15 protein-coding genes and 1 pseudogene are annotated in these 18,182 nt (G+C 70.8%); 9 read left to right on the top strand and 7 right to left on the bottom strand.

What is annotated here, in order from left to right:
- Window positions 1–239: 239 nt before the first annotated feature.
- From L0P92_RS30260 to ssgD, 5 genes are all read right to left on the bottom strand, one after another.
- Window positions 240–1,214: an acyl-ACP desaturase gene (locus L0P92_RS30260; protein ID WP_234766231.1), complete on the bottom strand. Its 975-nt coding sequence runs from the start codon at window positions 1,212–1,214 to the stop codon at window positions 240–242.
- A gap of 220 nt (window positions 1,215–1,434) precedes the next feature.
- Window positions 1,435–2,211 carry a dimethylargininase gene (gene ddaH / locus L0P92_RS30255; RefSeq protein ID WP_234766230.1) on the bottom strand — a complete coding sequence of 259 codons (777 nt, stop codon included), beginning with the start codon at window positions 2,209–2,211 and terminating at the stop codon, window positions 1,435–1,437.
- 99 nt (window positions 2,212–2,310) lie between these two features.
- A complete protein-coding gene (locus L0P92_RS30250; protein WP_234766229.1) occupies window positions 2,311–4,566 on the bottom strand; it encodes an ATP-binding cassette domain-containing protein in 2,256 nt (751 codons plus the stop codon).
- A gap of 10 nt (window positions 4,567–4,576) precedes the next feature.
- A complete protein-coding gene (locus tag L0P92_RS30245; RefSeq protein WP_234766228.1) occupies window positions 4,577–6,202 on the bottom strand; it encodes an ABC-F family ATP-binding cassette domain-containing protein in 1,626 nt (541 codons plus the stop codon).
- Between the two features lie 428 nt (window positions 6,203–6,630).
- The gene (ssgD, locus tag L0P92_RS30240; RefSeq protein WP_234766227.1) at window positions 6,631–7,047 is read right to left on the bottom strand and encodes a spore wall synthesis regulator SsgD; all 417 of its coding nucleotides are present in this window, start codon (window positions 7,045–7,047) and stop codon (window positions 6,631–6,633) included.
- A 238-nt stretch (window positions 7,048–7,285) separates the two neighbouring features.
- On the opposite strand from ssgD, the gene L0P92_RS30235 reads away from it, so the two are divergent.
- Window positions 7,286–8,371 (top strand): WD40/YVTN/BNR-like repeat-containing protein, encoded by a 1,086-nt coding sequence (locus L0P92_RS30235; RefSeq protein WP_234766226.1) that lies wholly within the window; start codon window positions 7,286–7,288, stop codon window positions 8,369–8,371.
- A gap of 48 nt (window positions 8,372–8,419) precedes the next feature.
- Window positions 8,420–8,746: a plasmid stabilization protein gene (locus L0P92_RS30230; protein WP_234766225.1), complete on the top strand. Its 327-nt coding sequence runs from the start codon at window positions 8,420–8,422 to the stop codon at window positions 8,744–8,746.
- A 23-nt stretch (window positions 8,747–8,769) separates the two neighbouring features.
- On the opposite strand, the gene L0P92_RS30225 is transcribed toward L0P92_RS30230, so the two are convergent.
- Entirely contained in the window at window positions 8,770–9,066 is a 297-nt protein-coding gene (locus tag L0P92_RS30225; RefSeq protein ID WP_234766224.1) for a YciI family protein, read from the bottom strand.
- Between the two features lie 41 nt (window positions 9,067–9,107).
- Between L0P92_RS30225 and L0P92_RS30220 the strand changes: the two are divergent.
- Together L0P92_RS30220 and mmpA are read left to right on the top strand one after the other, a co-directional pair.
- Window positions 9,108–9,791: pseudogene (locus L0P92_RS30220) on the top strand (endonuclease V); the annotation flags it as partial.
- 561 nt (window positions 9,792–10,352) lie between these two features.
- Window positions 10,353–10,499 (top strand): morphogenic membrane protein MmpA, encoded by a 147-nt coding sequence (gene mmpA, locus L0P92_RS30215; RefSeq protein WP_167366184.1) that lies wholly within the window; start codon window positions 10,353–10,355, stop codon window positions 10,497–10,499.
- A gap of 6 nt (window positions 10,500–10,505) precedes the next feature.
- Here the strand turns inward: mmpA and L0P92_RS30210 are convergent, their stop codons facing one another.
- Window positions 10,506–11,684 carry a saccharopine dehydrogenase family protein gene (locus tag L0P92_RS30210; RefSeq protein WP_234766223.1) on the bottom strand — a complete coding sequence of 393 codons (1,179 nt, stop codon included), beginning with the start codon at window positions 11,682–11,684 and terminating at the stop codon, window positions 10,506–10,508.
- Between the two features lie 93 nt (window positions 11,685–11,777).
- Here L0P92_RS30210 and L0P92_RS30205 point away from each other — a divergent pair, with 93 nt between their 5' ends.
- The 5 genes from L0P92_RS30205 to L0P92_RS30185 all read left to right on the top strand — a co-directional run bounded on the left by L0P92_RS30205 (window position 11,778) and on the right by L0P92_RS30185 (window position 18,080).
- Complete coding sequence (locus tag L0P92_RS30205) at window positions 11,778–12,158, top strand: MmcQ/YjbR family DNA-binding protein (protein ID WP_234766222.1); 381 nt, start codon at window positions 11,778–11,780, stop codon at window positions 12,156–12,158.
- Between the two features lie 129 nt (window positions 12,159–12,287).
- Window positions 12,288–13,436, top strand: coding sequence for a CaiB/BaiF CoA transferase family protein (locus tag L0P92_RS30200; protein ID WP_234766221.1), 1,149 nt, complete (start codon window positions 12,288–12,290; stop codon window positions 13,434–13,436).
- Complete coding sequence (locus tag L0P92_RS30195; protein ID WP_234766220.1) at window positions 13,433–14,578, top strand: acyl-CoA dehydrogenase family protein; 1,146 nt, start codon at window positions 13,433–13,435, stop codon at window positions 14,576–14,578. The genes L0P92_RS30200 and L0P92_RS30195 overlap by 4 nt, the downstream gene beginning before the upstream one ends.
- Before the next feature lie 63 nt (window positions 14,579–14,641).
- Window positions 14,642–15,856: an acetyl-CoA C-acetyltransferase gene (locus L0P92_RS30190; protein WP_234766219.1), complete on the top strand. Its 1,215-nt coding sequence runs from the start codon at window positions 14,642–14,644 to the stop codon at window positions 15,854–15,856.
- Between the two features lie 49 nt (window positions 15,857–15,905).
- The gene (locus L0P92_RS30185) at window positions 15,906–18,080 is read left to right on the top strand and encodes a 3-hydroxyacyl-CoA dehydrogenase NAD-binding domain-containing protein (protein WP_234766218.1); all 2,175 of its coding nucleotides are present in this window, start codon (window positions 15,906–15,908) and stop codon (window positions 18,078–18,080) included.
- Window positions 18,081–18,182: the final 102 nt, after the last annotated feature.

Raw genomic sequence — 18,182 nt, 5'->3', positions numbered from 1 at the left:
CGACCCCGCTGGGGGCTGCGCCCCCAGACCCCCGCTGTCGGCCCTTCGGGCCTCGTCCTCAAACGCCGGACGGGCTGAAAAGGCTTGGCGGAGCCCCCTGCGGGCGGGTGGGGGCTAGGGATGGCAAAGACTCGTCCTCGGACGCCGGACGGGCTGAGAATGCCTGGCGAGTCTCCTGCGGGTGGGTGGGGGCCAGGGATGGCAAAGACTCGTCCTCGGACGCCGGACGGGCTGGGGCGTCAGGCGCCGGCCCGGGCCGCCATCCGGGCCTTTCGGGCCGCCAGCTTCTCGTCGAACTTCAGGGCTTCCGCGTCGAGGCCGCCCATGTACAGGCCCAGTTCCTCCTGGGCCTTCTGGCCCTCGGGGCCGAGGCCGTCGATCTCCATGACCTTCAAGTGGCGGAGGACGGGCTGGAGGACGTCGTCGTGGTGGATTCGGAGGTTGTAGACCTCGCCGATGGCCATCTGGGCGGCGGCGCGCTCGAAGCCGGGGATGCCGTGGCCGGGCATGCGGAAGTTGACGACGACGTCGCGCACGGCCTGCATCGTGAGGTCCGGGGCGAGTTCGAAGGCGGCCTTCAGCAGGTTGCGGTAGAAGACCATGTGGAGGTTCTCGTCGGTCGCGATGCGCGCCAGCATGCGGTCGCAGACCGGGTCACCGGACTGGTGGCCGGTGTTGCGGTGCGAGATGCGGGTCGCGAGCTCCTGGAAGGCGACGTAGGCGACCGAGTGCAGCATCGAGTGGCGGTTGTCCGACTCGAAGCCCTCGCTCATGTGGGACATGCGGAACTGCTCCAGCTTGTCCGGGTCCACCGCGCGCGAGGTGAGCAGGTAGTCGCGCATCACGATGCCGTGCCGGCCCTCCTCTGCGGTCCAGCGGTGCACCCAGGTGCCCCAGGCGCCGTCACGGCCGAAGAGCGAGGCGATCTCGTGGTGGTAGCTGGGGAGGTTGTCCTCGGTGAGGAGGTTCACCACCAGCGCGATGCGGCCGATCTCGGTGACCTTGGACTGCTCCTTGTCCCAGGCCTCGCCGTCCTCGAAGAGGCCGGGGAAGTTACGGCCGTCCGTCCACGGCACGTACTCGTGCGGCATCCAGTCCTTGGCGACCTTCAGATGCCGGTTGAGCTCCTGCTCGACCACTTCCTCCAGTGCGTACAACAGCCGGGCGTCGGTCCAGACGGCGGGGCTGCCGAGGTGAGGGGAAGCGATCGTCACGGGAACTCCAGGGGGACGCACAACACGGGGCAGGTGACCGGCGAGCGGTTGCCGGGAACCTACGGGATCGTAGGCTACGAACCCGTAGGTTACGAAGCCGTAGGTTAAGAGCGATGTAAAGACCCCTGATCAGCGGCCGTTCCGCCCGGACTTCACGGGTTACGCGAAAAGCCCCAGGACCCGCAGGTCCCGGGGCTGAAAGAGTGTTCCGCCGCGTCGGTCAGGCGTACAGATCACGCATCCGGACCGAGAGACATGTCACACATCCCTCCAGCTTCTCGAACTCGCCGATGTCGACCGGCACCGGCTCATGACCCAGGTCCGCGAGCAGCTCCGCCGTCTTCGGCGCGCTCGCGGCCATGAGCAGCTTGCCGCCGCCGAGCAGCACCACGTGCGCCCCTGACTCCTCCGGCACCGGAAGGAAGCGCGGGAACAGCGACGGGGCGTCCAGCTGCGGGATACGGCCGAGGATCGTCCCGTCGGGCAGCGCCGTGATCGCCGACTTCAGGTGCAGCACCTTGCTCACGGGGACGGCGACGACCCGCGCCCCCAGCGGTTCGAAGGCGGCCCGCAGCTGCTGGACGCCGGCCGCGTTGGTCCGGCCGCCTCGGCCGACGTAGATCGTGTCGCCGACCTTGAGCACGTCGCCGCCGTCCAGCGTGCCCGGCTCCCAGATCCAGTTCACGGAGCAGCCGAGCGAGGCGACGGCCTCCTCGACGCCGAGGGTCTCCTCGCGCCGGGACTCGGCGCCGGGCCGGGTGATCAGCGCGACGTTCTTGTACATGACGACCGTGTCCTCGACGAACACCGAGTCCGGGCAGTCGTCGGCCGGGTCCACCTCGACCGTCTCCCAGCCGTGCCCGCGCAGGGCCTCCACGTATCCCTCCCACTGCTCGACCGCCAGGTCGACGTCGACCTTCTCCCGGTCGATGTGCGTCACCAGCCCTTCGGCGAGGCGCGGGCTGGGGCGGCGGACGAGGGCCTTCTTGCTGGGCACGAGGGATCTCCGGATCGGTGGCAGGTGTCGGCGCCATGCTGCATGGGGCACCGACCCGCCATCATGCAGGGGTTACCCGCCCGTACAAAACCCCCGTGGTCAGGCTGTGGCCCTCCTGAGATGCTCGGCCGTGAAGGAACCGGGGGCGTCGAGGAGCTGTCGCGGGGTTCCTTCGAAGATCACCCGGCCCCCGTCGCGCCCGCCGTCCGGCCCCAGGTCGATGATCCAGTCGGCGTGCGCCACCACGTCCAGGTTGTGCTCGACCACCACGACCGTGTTGCCCACGTCGACGAGCCGGTCCAGCAGCCCGAGCAGCCCGTCGACATCCGACATGTGCAGTCCGGTCGTCGGCTCGTCCAGGACGTACACCGCCCCCGTGCGGTGCAGTCGCGTCGCCAGCTTGATGCGCTGACGTTCACCGCCGGAGAGGGTGGAGAGCGGCTGGCCGAGCGTGAGATACGTCAGCCCCACGTCCCGCAGGGCGCGCAGCCGGCGGCGTACGCGCGCGTCCGGGAAGAACTCCAGCGCCTGCTCCGCCGTCATCTCCAGTACGTCCACGATGGAGCTGCCGCCCACGGTCAGGCGCCGCACCTCGTCCCGGAAGCGCCGCCCCTCGCAGTCGTGGCACGTCGTCGTCACCGGATCCATGAACGCCAGGTCGGTGTAGATGATCCCGCGACCCTCGCAGGTGCCGCACGCCCCGGACGAGTTGAAGCTGAACAACCCCGGATCGGCGCCCGTCTCGCGCGCGAAGATCTTCCGTACCGTGTCCATGATCCCGAGGTAGGTCGCCGGAGTCGACCGCGCGGAGATCCCGATCGACGACTGGTCCACGACCACGGCGTCGGTGTGCGCCGCGGTGAACTCCGCGACCAGCGTGCTCTTCCCGGACCCGGCGACCCCGGTGACGACGGTGAGCACCCCGACCGGGAACTCCACGGTCACGTCCCGCAGGTTGTGCCGGCCGGCGCCCTTCACCCACAGCCCACCGCCCGCCGCGCGGACGTCCTCCTTCAGCTGCGCACGACGCCCGAGGCACCGCCCGGTCACCGTGCCCGACTCGGCCAGCTCGCCCGGCGTCCCCTCGAACACGACCCGTCCGCCGCCCGCGCCGGCGGCCGGACCCATGTCGACGACGTGATCGGCGAGCGCGATGACGTCCGGGTCGTGCTCGACCACCAGCACGGTGTTGCCCTTGTCGCGCAGTCGAAGCAGGAGATCGCCGAGACGGCCGACGTCACGCGGGTGCAGTCCGACGCTGGGCTCGTCGAACACGTACGTCATGCCGGTCAGGCTGGAACCCAGATGGCGCACGGTCTTCAGGCGCTGGCCCTCGCCGCCGGAGAGCGTGGACGTCTCGCGGTCGAGGCTGAGGTAGCCGAGGCCGATGGCGTCGATGCGTTCGAGGGCGGTGACGGCGGCGCGGGCGATCGGTCCGGCGACCGGGTCGTCGATGTCCTTCAGCACCGTGATCAGGTCGGTGACCTGCATATGTGTGCAGTCGGCGATGTTCAGACCGTTGACGCGGGTGGCGAGCGCCGCCGCGTTCAGCCGGGCCCCCTCGCACACCGGGCAGCTGCCCTCCGCCAGGAACTCCCGCACCAGGTCGCGGGTCTTCTGGCTCATCGCCGACAGGTCCCGCTTCAGATACAGCCGTTCGAAGCGGGGGGCGAGCCCCTCGTAGTCGGTGACCCAGGTGCCGCCCGTGCCGGTGACGGTGACCTTGCTGCCGGGGCGGCCGCGCATCAGGAACTCCCGCTCGGCCGCGGTGAACCGTCCGACGGGCTTGTCCGGGTCGAGTTCGGCGCTGTTCGTGTACGTCTGCCCCTGCCAGGTGCCCGCCGCGAACGGCGGGAAGCGGACCGCCCCGCCGGCCAGCGTCCGGTCCGGGTCGAGGATGCGGTCCCAGTCCGGCCGTACCGTACGACCCAGGCCGTCGCACTCGGGGCACATGCCCGAGGGGTCGTTGAAGGAGTAGGCGGTCGCGGGCCCGGCGCTGGGGGAGCCGTGCCGGGAGAACAGCACCCGGATCACCGAGTAGATGTCGGTCATCGTGCCGACCGTGGACCGCGAGTGGCCCCCGACCGGCCGCTGGTCGACGACGATCGCGGGGGAGAGGTCCTCCAAGGCCTCCGCGTGCGGACGCTCGTACTTGGGCAGCCGGTTGCGCACGAACCACGGGAAGGTCTCGTTCAGCTGCCGCTGCGACTCGACCGCGATCGTGTCGAAGACGATCGACGACTTCCCCGAGCCCGAAAGGCCGGTGAACACGGTCAGCCGGCCTTTCGGGATGCGCAGGGAGACGTCCTTGAGGTTGTTCTCCCGGGCTCCGCTGATGGTGATGAAATCGGGCATGAAGCCGAAGCTAGGCGGAATACCCGACAGCTTCTGGCGTGATTTCCTTGAGTTCTCCCTCCGCCATCATCAGCCAGCGCGTGATGCCGATCGACTCCAGGAACGGCAGGTCGTGGCTGGCCACGATCAGCGCCCCCTCGTACGACTCCAGGGCCGTGGTGAGCTGCCGTACGCTCGCCATGTCCAGGTTGTTCGTCGGCTCGTCCAGCATCAGCAGCTGCGGTGCGGGCTCGGCCAGCATCAGCGCCGCCAGCGCCGCCCGGAAGCGTTCGCCACCGGAGAGCGTCGCCGCCTTCTGATCGGCGCGGGCGCCCCGGAACAGGAAGCGGGCGAGCCGCGCCCGGACCCGGTTGTTGGTGGCGGCCGGCGCGAAGCGGGCCACGTTCTCGGCGACGCTCAGCTCACCGTCCAGCACATCGAGCCGCTGCGGCAGGAACCGGTGCGGGACATGTGCCGTCGCCTCACCCGACACCGGCGGCAGCTCCCCGGCGATGGTCCGCAGCAGCGTCGTCTTGCCCGCGCCGTTGCGCCCGATCAACGCGACCCGCTCAGGGCCGCGCAGATCGAATCCGCCGCTCACGCGCGCGCCGTACGCCAGCTCCAGGTCCATCAGCGTAAGGACGTTCCGCCCCGGCGGCACGGCCGTGTACGGCAGGTCGACGCGGATCTCGTCGTCGTCCCGTACGGCCTCCACCGCCTCGTCGAGCCGCTCCTTGGCCTCGGCGAGCTTCTCCTCGTGCATGATCCGGTGCTTGCCCGCGGACTCCTGCGCCGCCCGCTTGCGCGCACCCATGACGATCTTCGGCTCGCGCTTCTGGTCCCACATCTTCTGCCCGTACCGCCTGCGCCGGGCCAACTTGACCTGGGCGTCGACCAGTTCGCGCTTCTGCTTCTTCAGATCGGCCTCGGCGACCCGCACCATCCGCTCGGCCGCCTCCTGCTCGGTGGTGAGCGCCTCCTCGTACGCGGAGAAGTTGCCGCCGTACCAGGTGACCTCCCCGGCCCGCAGATCGGCGATCTGGTCGACGAGCTCCAGGAGTTCACGGTCGTGGCTGACCACCACCATCACCCCCGGCCAGGACGCGACGGCCGCGTACAGCCGCCGACGCGCGTACAGGTCGAGGTTGTTGGTCGGCTCGTCGAGCAGCAGGACGTCCGGGCGGCGCAGCATCAGCGCCGCCAGCCGCAACAGCACCGACTCGCCGCCCGACACCTCACCGATGGTGCGGTCCAACTCCACATGCCCGAGCCCGAATTCGCCGAGGGTGGCCACGGCCCGCTCCTCCACGTCCCAGTCGTCGCCGACGGTCTCGAAGTGCTCCTCGGCCACGTCACCCGCCTCGATGGCGTGCAGCGCGGCTCGTTGCTCCGCGATACCGAGAGCCTCGTCGACCTTCAGACCGGTGTCGAGCGTGACGTTCTGCGGGAGATACCCCACCTCACCCGCGACGCGCACACCGCCGTCGACCGGCGCGAGCTCACCCGCGACAAGCTTCAACAGGGTTGACTTTCCCGACCCGTTGACGCCGACCAGCCCCGTCCGGCCGGGACCGAAGGAGACATCGAGGCCTTCGAAGACGGGAGTGCCGTCGGGCCAGGTGAAATGGAGAGAAGTACAGGTGATGGAAGTAGACATACGGGCCTCCGCGGATGCTCGAAGCGATCAAGGGCAAACGCGTATCGAGACACCGGCGACCAACAAGAAGGCCCTGCTCCGGAGGACGGCTCGACGGCCGAGGTCGCACGCAGCGCAAACACACCTCAGGTGTGGCGCGGTGTCTCAGGACCTCAGACGAGCAACGTCCTTCTCCAATCGACGGCAACAGGACCGATGTACACGCTATGGAGGCGATGCGGGGGTGTCAACGGAATTAAATGCGAGCCAAGCCATGGCTCGTATCCCCGAGCTGCGAGGCGGCCACTCCTAGCCCGTCCGGCGTTTGAGGACGAGGCCCGAAGGGCCGACAGCGGGGGTCTGGGGGCGCAGCCCCCAGCGGGGTCGAAGGGGCGGAGCCCCTTCAAGGGATGGGACGGGTAGGGGCGGCGGGGGCGAAAACCGCCCCGTCAGCAGGCATCCCGCATAAGCTCCGCCAGATCCCGGTCCAGATCCAGCTGAAGATGCTCCAACCCCATCGGCACCAACTCGCTCGTAGCCTCCAGGAACCGCCGCACCTCACCGGACCGGATATGCACGACAGCCGTCCCCTCAGGCGCGTGAAACTCCAGCACCGTACGATCGAACCCATACGGCCGCACCCGGACGTCACCGTCCCCCACAGCCCCCTCCAGACCCCCCAGCAACAGCTCACGACTGAAGGTCCAGCAGACCTCGACCCCCTCCAGCGTCGCCGGAGCCGGAAACGTCATACGGACGGCAAACGGATCGCGCCGGTCGTAGTGCAGGGTCGCCGGAATGCTCGGCATCCGCGGCGCGGCGGCGACGAGACGGGCCTCAACGGGCTGCTCGATGACGGTGGACAACGCCTTGCTCCCTTGTGACGGCTGGACGAACATCCGGGCGGACGAGACCGGGCACTGATAGAGACGACGGAATCAGCCAATCCGTGCACACGAAGAGCGAGTGACCTCTGTCACCGCCTTCATGCACGGGGGTGACGCGTTCGTCCTCCTGTGCCGGGAAAGTCACTTGTGACGGAGGCCGTCTGGACGCCGCCGAGGCGGTCGGCTAGCTTCGCCCGCCATGAGGCGTTCGGGGAGCATGCGACGGTCGGGGCGTACGTTTCGGACAGTGACCGTGGGGGCGGTGTGCGCGGCGGCGCTGGCCGTGCTGACGGCCGTACCCGCGCAGGCGCACGAACCGGAGCGCCGGGCGCCGCACTGGGAACTCAAGGACAGCGGCGCCCCGGAGGTGCGGTTCCGGGGGCTGTCCGCGGTCAGCCGGAACACCGCGTGGCTGGCGGGAACGGCGGGTACCGTGCTGCGCACCACCGACGGCGGCACGACCTGGCGAAACGTCTCGCCGCCCGGCGCCGGCGAGCTTCAGTTCCGGGACATCGAGGCGTTCGACGCCCGCCGCGCGGTGGTGCTGGCCATCGGCGAGGGCGAGGCGTCGCGCGTGTACCGCACGGACGACGGCGGCGCGACCTGGACGGAGTCCTTCCGCAACACCGACGCGCGGGCCTTCTACGACTGCATGACCTTCTTCGACCGCCGCCACGGGCTGGCGATGAGCGACCCGGTCGACGGCAGGTTCCGCATCCTGTCGACCAGTGACGGCGGCCGTTCCTGGAAGGTGCTGCCCAGCGCCGGGATGCCCGCCGCGCTGGAGGGCGAGGCCGGTTTCGCGGCGAGCGGGCAGTGCCTGGTCGGCTCCGGGCCGAAGGACGTCTGGTTGGCCACCGGCGGCGCCGCACGCGCGCGCGTGCTGCACTCCCGCGATCGAGGGCTCACCTGGACGGCCGCCGACGCCCCGATCCCCGCGGGCGACCCGGCCCGTGGCGTCTTCGCGCTCGCCTTCCGCGACCGTACGCACGGCCTCGCCGTCGGCGGCGACTACCGCCCCGACCAGGCCTCCCCGCAGGCCGCCGCACACACCCGCGACGCCGGCCGAGGCTGGCGGCCCGCCGCCACGCCGCCGCCCGCCTACCGTTCCGGCGTCGCCTGGCTGCCGCACAGCCGTATCGCCGCCCTCGCGGTCGGCCCCACCGGCACCGATCTGACGACCGACGGCGGCCGCACCTGGCGGACCGTCGACGCGGGCTCGTACGACACCGTGGACTGCACCCCGGACCTGGGCTGCTGGGCCGCGGGGGAGAGGGGCCGGGTGGCGCGGCTGGAGGGCTGACGGCGAAAGTGGGTACTCGGGCGCCGACTGCGAGAGGAGTGACCCGACATGCCACGCGGTTCGAGCTCCAAGCGGGAGCGCCAGTACGAGCACATCAAGGAAAGCGCCGAGGACCGGGGCGAGAGCACAGGCCGCGCCAAGGAGATCGCGGCGCGGACGGTGAACAAGGAGCGAGCCCGGTCGGGCGAGTCGAAGTCCGCGAGCCGCACGTCCACCCAGGACATGTCGTCCGGCAAGCGGGGCGGCCAGCGGTCCGGCAAGGGCTCCCAGGGACCCACGTACGACCAGCTCTACGAGGAGGCCAAGCGCCGTAACATCCACGGGCGTTCGGACATGAACAAGAGCCAGCTCAAGCAGGCGCTGGGCGGGAAGTGACCCGACCGCCCCGGCCGGCCGACTCAGCCGGGCGTCTCGCGGTAGCGCTCCAGTCCCGGTGCCGTCTTCGTGGCGACGAACTCGGTGATGCGGTACGCGCACACCCCGGCCGCGACGAACGGATCCCCCGCGGCGATCTCCTCGATGCGCCCGCGGTCCTCCGCGACGGCGAGGATCACCCCGCCGTCGCGGGGGTTCTTGCGTCCGGACGCGAGGAACACCCCTTGCTCGTACTGCTCGTCGAGCCACGCCACGTGGGCCTCCAGCGCGGCGTCGACGTCCTCGATCGGGGCGGTGTAGGTCAGCTCCAGCACGAACATGATCGCGAGCCTACTCCGGGGCCCGTACGCTCGTGCCCACCATGACGACCGTAAGCATTCCAGCGGGCTGGCCCGCGACCGAGGCGGAGGCCCGCGCCGTCCAGGACGAACTCCGGGAGCGAGTCGTGCTCGACGAGCCGGGCCCGCCGCCCGGATCCGGCCATGTGACCGGCGTCGACGTGGCCTACGACGACGAACGGGACGTGGTCGCGGCCGCGGCGGTCGTCCTGGACGCCGCGACCCTGGAGGTGGTCGCCGAGGCCACGGCCGTCGGCCGGATCTCCTTCCCGTACGTCCCCGGCCTGCTCGCCTTCCGCGAGATCCCCACGGTCCTCGCCGCCCTCGACGCCCTGCCCTGCCCGCCCGGCCTGGTCGTCTGCGACGGCTACGGCCTCGCCCACCCTCGCCGCTTCGGCCTCGCCAGCCACCTCGGCGTCCTCACCGGCCTGCCGACGATCGGCGTCGCCAAGAACCCGTTCACCTTCACCTACGACGCCCCCGCCACCACCCGTGGCTCCTCGGCGCCCCTCATGGCAGGCACCGAGGAGGTGGGCCGAGCCCTGCGCACCCGCGACACCGTCAAGCCGGTCTTCGTCTCGGTGGGCCACCGCACGACCCTCGACAACGCCTGCGCCCACACCCTCACCCTGACCCCCACCTACCGCCTCCCGGAAACGACCCGCCACGCGGACGCCCTGTGCCGGCGGGCACTGAAGGACGCGACCGGGCCGAGGCCGGAACTCGCCGCCCGTGCCGCGGCGGACCCGACCCGGAGCTGGGGGCGATCCGTGTTCGAACGCCAACCCCTGCCTGTGACCTGGGCGGGTCGGGTGCTCGCGGCAGCGGCGGAGGGTCTCGGCCGCACACCGGAGATCGACGCGGCGGTGGAACTCGCGGCCGACCGCGCCCGGTGGAGCCGTGGCAGCGAGGTGTTCGGGCTGGTCCGCGGGCGAGGACTCGATGCCTGGGAGTACCCGACGGAGCAGCAGCGGCTACTGATCCGTCTCGCCGAGCTGGTCGGCAAGGTCGCCCACAACGAGGCGGGGCACCCTCCCTTCTACGACCATCACGCGGGCTGGCAGATCGGCCCCATCGCCGTCCGGCTCGCCACCTCCGCGTCCGACCCGTCCGTGCGGGACCGCATCGCGGAGGCGCTGGGGGACTGGCCGCCGACCGAGGACACGGGTGACGACCTCCGATGAGGTCCACGGTCGGTTCCGGCTGAGTACGTCGTCTGAGTACCCGTACGGATGTCCCCGCCCGCCCTGATCGGCAGGCTCTGAGGCATGACGACGCACCGTGCCCCGAAGCCCCTTGCCGACCCCGACCGTCCTGTGGAGCGTGCCGTGACGGCCGCGTTGGTTCTCGCCGTGGTGGCGGGGCTGGCCTGGATCGGCGGGATGATCTTCACCGTGGCGGGGTGGACCCTTTAGGGCCGTTCAGCGGGTCGCGGCCACCCGGAAGGTGATCCCCGCCTTCCGCAGCCGTTCGATCAGCGCGTCCCCCATCGCCACCGCCGTCGTGACCTGGCCGGCCGTGGGCGGCAGGTCGTCGAAGGCGAGGGACAGGGCCGACTCGGCGAACATCTTCGCCGTCTCGCCGTATCCGGGGTCACCGCCCGCGACCTCGGTGAAGACCCGCCGGCCGCCGCCCTCGCCGACGAAACGGACCGAGAACCAGCTCTTCGCGCGCTTCTCCGGGCCCGGCCCCTCGCCGGGCTTGAGCCGGTCGGACAACCAGCGCCGGGCCGGCGGCAGTTGGGCGGCCGTGGCGAGCGCGCCGACCGCCGCGACCCCGCCGAGCGCGATCGGCAGATGCCGTACGGCGGCGTAGTGGCGGTAGCGGAAGTCCGGTCCGTACCGGTCGAGGGACCGCGCGGAGCGCCGGACGATCTGCGGGTCGATCGTCGGCAGCGGCACCGCCCAGGCGCCGACCTCCTTGGCGAACCGCGGCGCACCCGTCGGCGCCTGCGCCCGGCGCCCCATCAGCCGCGGCTCGTGCCGGGCCCGGTCACGCGCGGCGGACAGCATCTGGCGCCCGCGCGAGAACTGGTTGAGCGCCGAGGCGAATGTGCCGCCGGAGAACATGGCGTCGGCGGTCACGAACCCGTCCACCGTCAGCGGCACGCCCTCGGGCAGCTGCTGGACGGTGAAGTACGCGCCCAGGTCGTGCGGGATCGAGTCGAAGCCACAGGCGTGCACCAGCCGTGCGCCCGTCTCACGCGCGCGTGCGTCGTGCCGGACATAGGTCAGGTCCACGAACTCCGGCTCACCGGACAGGTCGAGATAGTCGGCGCCGGTGTCCGCGCAGGCGGCGACGAGATCCTCGCCGTAGGTCACATACGGCCCCACCGTCGTGGCCACCACGCGCGCGTTCTCGGCGAGTCGCCGCATCGAGGCCGGGTCCGAGACGTCCGCCTCCAGTATCCCGACCTTCGCGCCGCCCGGCAGCCGGTCACGCAGCCGCTCCAGCTTCTGCCTGCTGCGTCCGGCGATTGCCCAGCGCAGCCCCTCGGGTGCCTGCGCGGCGAGGTACTCCGCGGTGAGGATCCCCACGAAGCCCGTCGCTCCGAAGAGCACGACGTCGTACGGGCGATCCGCCCTCTTCAGCCTGGTCATGACACCCCTCGGTCTCGCAGCACGCGCCGTTGTCGGTGGCCGAGGCTAGCGTGAGGGGTGCGGAGCCCGACGACGAGCCCGGAGGTATGTGCGGTGGCGGTGCCCAGGAATGCCCTGAAGAAGTGGGAGAAAGTGCGCGAGTTCGCACTCGGGCTGCCGGGTGCCGCTGAGGAGTTCCCGTGGGGTGAGACGGTCGTGAAGGTCAACAAGAAGGTGTTCGTCTTCCTCGGCGTCGACGACGGCAGTCACCCGCTGGGCGTCACGGTCAAGCTCAAGGACGAGTCGGCGCACGCCCACGCCCTGACCTGCCCGGGTGCCGAACCCGCCGGATACGGCCTGGGCAAGGCGGGCTGGGTCAGCGTCCCGCTGGAGCACAACGGCGCCCCGACGGCCGAGCTGCTCTGCGACTGGGTGGAGGAGAGCTACCGCACCATCGCCCCGAAACGGCTGATAGCGGAGCTGGACACGCGCTGACCCGCACCGCACGGGTTCGCGGACCGGCTTCCGGCGGGTAACTTCCTAAGCGCTTGCTCTTGTGTCCGTCGGCGCATGTTCTTAGCATCACTGGTGTTACAGCAGTAGTGTCATACCCCTGGGGGCAGGATGGCGACGACGCCGGAACAGGGCCCGCTCACCGGCGTGCGCGTGGTCGAGCTGGCCGGAATCGGGCCCGGCCCGTTCGCCGCCATGCTTCTCGCCGACCTCGGCGCCGACGTCGTCCGCGTGGACCGGCCGGGCGGCACGGGACTCGCCATCGACACCGCGTACGACATCACCAACCGCAACAAGCGCTCGGTGATCGTCGACCTGAAGTCCCCCGACGGCCCCGCGCGCGTCCTCGACCTCGCCGCCCGCGCCGACATCCTCATCGAGGGCAACCGCCCCGGCGTCGCCGAGCGCCTCGGCGTCGGCCCCGAGGCCTGCCACGCCCGCAACCCCGCGCTGGTCTACGGCCGTATGACCGGCTGGGGCCAGGACGGGCCGCTCGCCGACCGCGCCGGCCACGACATCGCCTATATCGCGCTCACCGGCACCCTCGGCATGATCGGCAGCCCCGACGAACCCCCGGCGGTCCCCGCCAACCTGGTCGGCGACTACGCGGGCGGCTCCCTCTACCTCATCGTCGGCGTCCTCGCCGCCCTCCACCACGCCCGCGCCACCGGCACCGGCCAGGTCGTCGACGCCGCCATCGTCGACGGCACCTCCCACCTCGCCGCGATGATCCACGGCATGCTCGCCGCCGGCGGCTGGCAGGACCGGCGCGGCGCCAACCTCCTCGACGGCGGCTGCCCCTACTACGGCACCTACGAGACCGCCGACGGGAAGTACATGGCGGTCGGCGCCCTGGAGCCGCAGTTCTACGCCGAGTTCCTGCGGCTGCTCGACATCGAGGAGCACGCGGCCGCCCGCAAGGACTTCTCCCGCTGGGGCGAGCTGCGCGAGGCGGTCGCCGCCCGCTTCAAGTCCCGTACCAGGGACGAGTGGACGGCCGTCTTCGAGGGCACCGACGCCTGCGTCGCCCCCGTCCTGTCCCTGCGCGAGGCCCCGCACCACCCCCACCTCGCCGCCCGCGGCACCTTCACCGACCACGGCGGCATCACCCAGCCGGCCCCCGCGCCCCGCTTCTCAGCGACCCCGACCGCCGTACGCACCGGACCCGCCCAGCCCGGCGCGGACACCGCCGACGTGGCCCGCGACTGGGGCGTACCCGATCTCATGAAGCACCAGGAAGACACGAAGGACCTCGCATGAAGCGGCAGATCTTCGCCCCCGAGCACGACGCGTTCCGCGCCACCGTGCGCAGCTTCCTGGCCAGGGAGGTGCTGCCGTACTACGAGCAGTGGGAGAAGGACGGCATCGTCTCCCGTGACGCCTGGCGCGCGGCCGGCAAGCAGGGACTGCTCGGCTTCGCCGTCCTGGAGGAGTACGGCGGTGGCGGCACCCCCGACTTCCGCTACAGCGCCGTCCTCGCCGAGGAGTTCACCCGCGCGGGCGCCCCGGGCCTCGCCCTCGGCCTGCACAACGACATCATCGGCCCGTACCTCACCTCGCTCGCCACCGACGAGCAGAAGCGCCGCTGGCTGCCCGGCTTCTGCGACGGCTCGCTGATCACGGCCATCGCCATGACCGAGCCCGGCGCCGGCTCCGACCTCCAGGGCATCCGCACCCACGCCGAGGACCACGGCGACCACTGGGTGCTCAACGGCTCCAAGACCTTCATCTCCAACGGCATCCTCGCCGACCTGGTGATCGTCGTCGCGAAGACGACCCCGGAGGGCGGTGCGCACGGGCTGTCGCTGCTCGTCGTCGAGCGCGGCATGGACGGCTTCGAGCGCGGCCGCAACCTCGACAAGATCGGCCAGAAGGCACAGGACACCGCCGAGCTGTTCTTCCACGACGTCCGCGTGCCCAAGGAGAACCTCCTCGGCGACCTCAACGGCGCCTTCCTCCATCTGATGACGAACCTCGCGCAGGAACGGCTCAGCATCGCGGTCTCCGCCATCGCCGCCGCCGAACACCTGCTGGAGATCACCACGGAGTACGTCAAGGAACGCGAGGCGTTCGGCCGGCCGCTCGCCACCAAGCAGCACATCCGGTTCGAGATCGCCGAGATGGCCACCGAGTGCGCCGTCACCCGCACCTTCCTCGACCGCTGCATAGCCGACCACGACAACGGCGAGCTCGACGCCGTGCACGCCTCCATGGCCAAGTGGTGGGCGACCGAGCTGCAGAAGCGGGTCGCGGACCGCTGCCTCCAACTGCACGGCGGCTACGGCTATATGAGCGAATTCCCGGTCGCCCGGGCCTTCACCGACGGCCGTATCCAGACCATCTACGGCGGGACGACCGAGATCATGAAGGAGATCATCGGGCGTTCCCTGCTCGGCCCGTGAGTGTTCCGAACACGCCCCAGGGCTCCCTTGCCCGGCTGACCCTCACCCTCGAAAGGCTTCCCAGTGAGCACCGAAGCGTACGTGTACGACGCGATCCGCACCCCGCGCGGCCGCGGCAAGGCGAACGGCGCCCTGCACGGCACCAAGCCCATCGACCTCGTCGTCGGCCTCATCCACGAGATCCGCGCCCGCTTCCCCGGTCTCGACCCGGCCGCCGTCGACGACATCGTGCTGGGCGTCGTCGGCCCGGTCGGTGACCAGGGCTCCGACATCGCCCGCATCGCCGCCATCGCAGCCGGCCTCCCGGACACGGTGGCCGGCGTCCAGGAGAACCGCTTCTGCGCCTCGGGCCTGGAAGCCGTCAACCTGGCCGCCGCCAAGGTGCGCTCCGGCTGGGAGGACCTCGTCCTCGCGGGCGGCGTCGAGTCCATGTCCCGGGTGCCGATGGCCTCGGACGGCGGCGCCTGGTTCAACGACCCGATGACCAACCTCGCCGTGAACTTCGTCCCGCAGGGCATCGGCGCCGACCTCATCGCCACCATCGAGGGCTTCTCGCGCCGCGACGTCGACGAGTACGCGGCGCTCTCCCAGGAGCGGGCGGCGACGGCCTGGAAGGAGGGCCGCTTCGACCGCTCCGTCGTCCCCGTGAAGGACCGCAGCGGCCTGACGGTCCTCGACCACGACGAGCACCTGCGCCCGGGCACCACCGCGGACTCCCTGGCCAAGCTGAAGCCGTCCTTCGCGGACATCGGGGACCTGGGCGGCTTCGACGCCGTGGCGCTGCAGAAGTACCACTGGGTCGAGAAGATCGACCACGTCCACCACGCGGGCAACTCCTCCGGCATCGTCGACGGCGCCTCACTGGTGGCGATCGGCTCGCGCGAGGTCGGCGAGCGCCACGGCCTCACGCCCCGCGCCCGCATCGTCTCCGCCGCCGTCTCCGGCTCCGAGCCCACCATCATGCTCACCGGCCCCGCGCCCGCCACCCGCAAGGCGCTCGCCAAGGCCGGACTGACCATCGACGACATCGACCTCGTCGAGATCAACGAGGCCTTCGCCGCGGTCGTCCTGCGCTTCGTCAAGGACATGGGCCTGTCCCTGGACAAGGTCAACGTCAACGGCGGCGCCATCGCCCTCGGCCACCCGCTCGGCGCCACCGGCGCGATGATCCTGGGCAGCCTGATCGACGAACTGGAGCGCCAGGACAAGCGGTACGGCCTCGCGACCCTCTGCGTCGGCGGCGGCATGGGCATCGCCACGATCGTCGAGCGCGTCTGAACTCCCGGCGGAACCAAGAGACTTCAGAGACTTCTACGGAGACCCCGTCATGACTCAGAGCACCACCATCCGCTGGGAACAGGACCGCGCCGGCGTCGTCACCCTCGTCCTGGACGACCCCGACCAGTCCGCGAACACCATGAACCAGGCGTTCCGCGACTCCCTCGCCGTGATCACCGACCGGCTGGAGGCCGAGAGGGACAGCATCCGCGGTGTCATCATCACCTCCGCCAAGAAGACGTTCTTCGCCGGCGGCGACCTGCGCGACCTGATCCGCGTCACACCCGAAACCGCACAGGATCTCTTCGACGGCGGCCTCGCCATCAAGCGCGACCTGCGCCGCATCGAGACCCTGGGCAAGCCGGTCGTCGCCGCGATGAACGGCGCGGCCCTCGGCGGCGGCTACGAGATCGCGCTCGCCTGCCACCACCGCATCGCCCTCGACGCCCCCGGCTCCAAGATCGGCTGCCCCGAGGTCACCCTCGGCCTGCTGCCGGGCGGAGGCGGCGTCGTACGCACCGTACGCCTCCTCGGCATCGCCGACGCCCTGCTCAAGGTCCTCCTCCAGGGCACCCAGTACACCCCGCAGCGCGCCCTGCAGAACGGCCTGATCGACGACGTGGCCACCACCCAGGAGGAACTGCTCGCCAAGGCCCGCGCCTTCATCGAGGCCCACCCCGAATCGCAGCAGCCCTGGGACAAGCCCGGCTACAGGATCCCCGGCGGAACGCCCGCGAACCCCAAGTTCGCGGCGAACCTGCCCGCCTTCCCGGCCACCCTGCGCAAGCAGACCAGCGGCGCCCCCTACCCGGCCCCGCGCAACATCCTCGCGGCGGCGGTGGAGGGCTCCCAGGTCGACTTCGAGACGGCTCAGGTGATCGAGGCGCGCTACTTCGTCGAACTGGCCGCCGGCCAGACGTCGAAGAACATGATCCAGGCGTTCTTCTTCGACCTCCAGGCCGTCAACTCCGGCGCCAACCGGCCCAAGGGCATCGAGTCGCGCCCGGTCCGCAAGGTCGCCGTCCTCGGCGCCGGGATGATGGGCGCCGGCATCGCCTACTCCTGCGCCCGCGCGGGCATCGACGTCGTCCTGAAGGACGTGTCGCTGGAAGCCGCCCTCAAGGGCAAGGGCTACTCCGAGAAGCTGTGCGCCAAGGCGGTCTCCCGGGGCCGTACGACCCAGGTGAAGGCCGACGCGCTCCTCGCCCGCATCACGCCCGCGGCCGACCCGCAGGACGTGGCCGGCTGCGACGCGGTCATCGAGGCCGTCTTCGAGAACCCGGAGCTGAAGCACAAGGTCTTCCAGGAGATCCAGGACATCGTCGAGCCGGACGCCCTGCTGTGCTCCAACACGTCGACCTTGCCGATCACGGTGCTGGCCGAGGGTGTGGACCGGCAGGCCGACTTCATCGGCCTGCACTTCTTCTCTCCGGTCGACAAGATGCCGCTCGTCGAGATCATCAAGGGCGAGCGGACCGGGGACGAGGCGCTGGCCCGTGCCTTCGACCTGGTCCGGCAGATCAAGAAGACGCCGATCGTCGTCAACGACTCCCGCGGCTTCTTCACCTCCCGTGTCATCGGCCACTTCATCAACGAGGGCGTCGCGATGGTCGGCGAGGGCATCGAGCCCGCGTCGGTCGAACAGGCGGCGGCGCAGGCGGGCTACCCCGCCAAGGTCCTCTCCCTGATGGACGAGCTGACGCTCACCCTTCCGCGCAAGATCCGGGGCGAGTCCAAGCGGGCCGTGGAGGAGGCGGGCGGCACCTGGACGTCCCACCCCGCCGAGGCGGTCATCGACCGCATGGTGGACGAGTTCGGCCGCGAGGGGCGCAGCGGCGGTGCCGGTTTCTACGACTACGACGCCGACGGCAAGCGTGGCGCGTTGTGGCCAGGGCTGCGCGAGCACTTCATCCGTGAGGGCGCCGAGATCCCCTTCCGGGACATGCAGGAACGCATGCTGTTCTCCGAGGCCCTCGACACCGTCCGGCTCCTGGAGGAGGGCGTCCTCACATCCGTCGCCGACGCCAACATCGGCTCGATCTTCGGCATCGGCTTCCCCGGCTGGACCGGGGGTGTCCTCCAGTACATCAACGGCTACGACGGCGGCGTCCCCGGCTTCGTGGCCCGCGCGCGTGAGCTGGCCGACCGGTACGGGGAGCGGTTCGCACCGCCGGCGTTGCTGGTGGAGAAGGCAGAGAAGGGCGAACACTTCACCGACGCCTGACCCCGAGCGCGGCGAGGGGCCTTCTTCGCCCCCGCCGCCCCTACCCGTCCCATCCTTCTGGGGCTCCGCCCCAGACCCCGCTCCTCAAACGCCGGAGGGGCT

This window comes from Streptomyces muensis, assembly GCF_021474425.1.
GTDB lineage: Bacteria > Actinomycetota > Actinomycetes > Streptomycetales > Streptomycetaceae > Streptomyces > Streptomyces muensis.
Note: the sequence above shows the minus strand (reverse complement) of the source record. Positions and strands in the feature narration are given on the sequence as shown.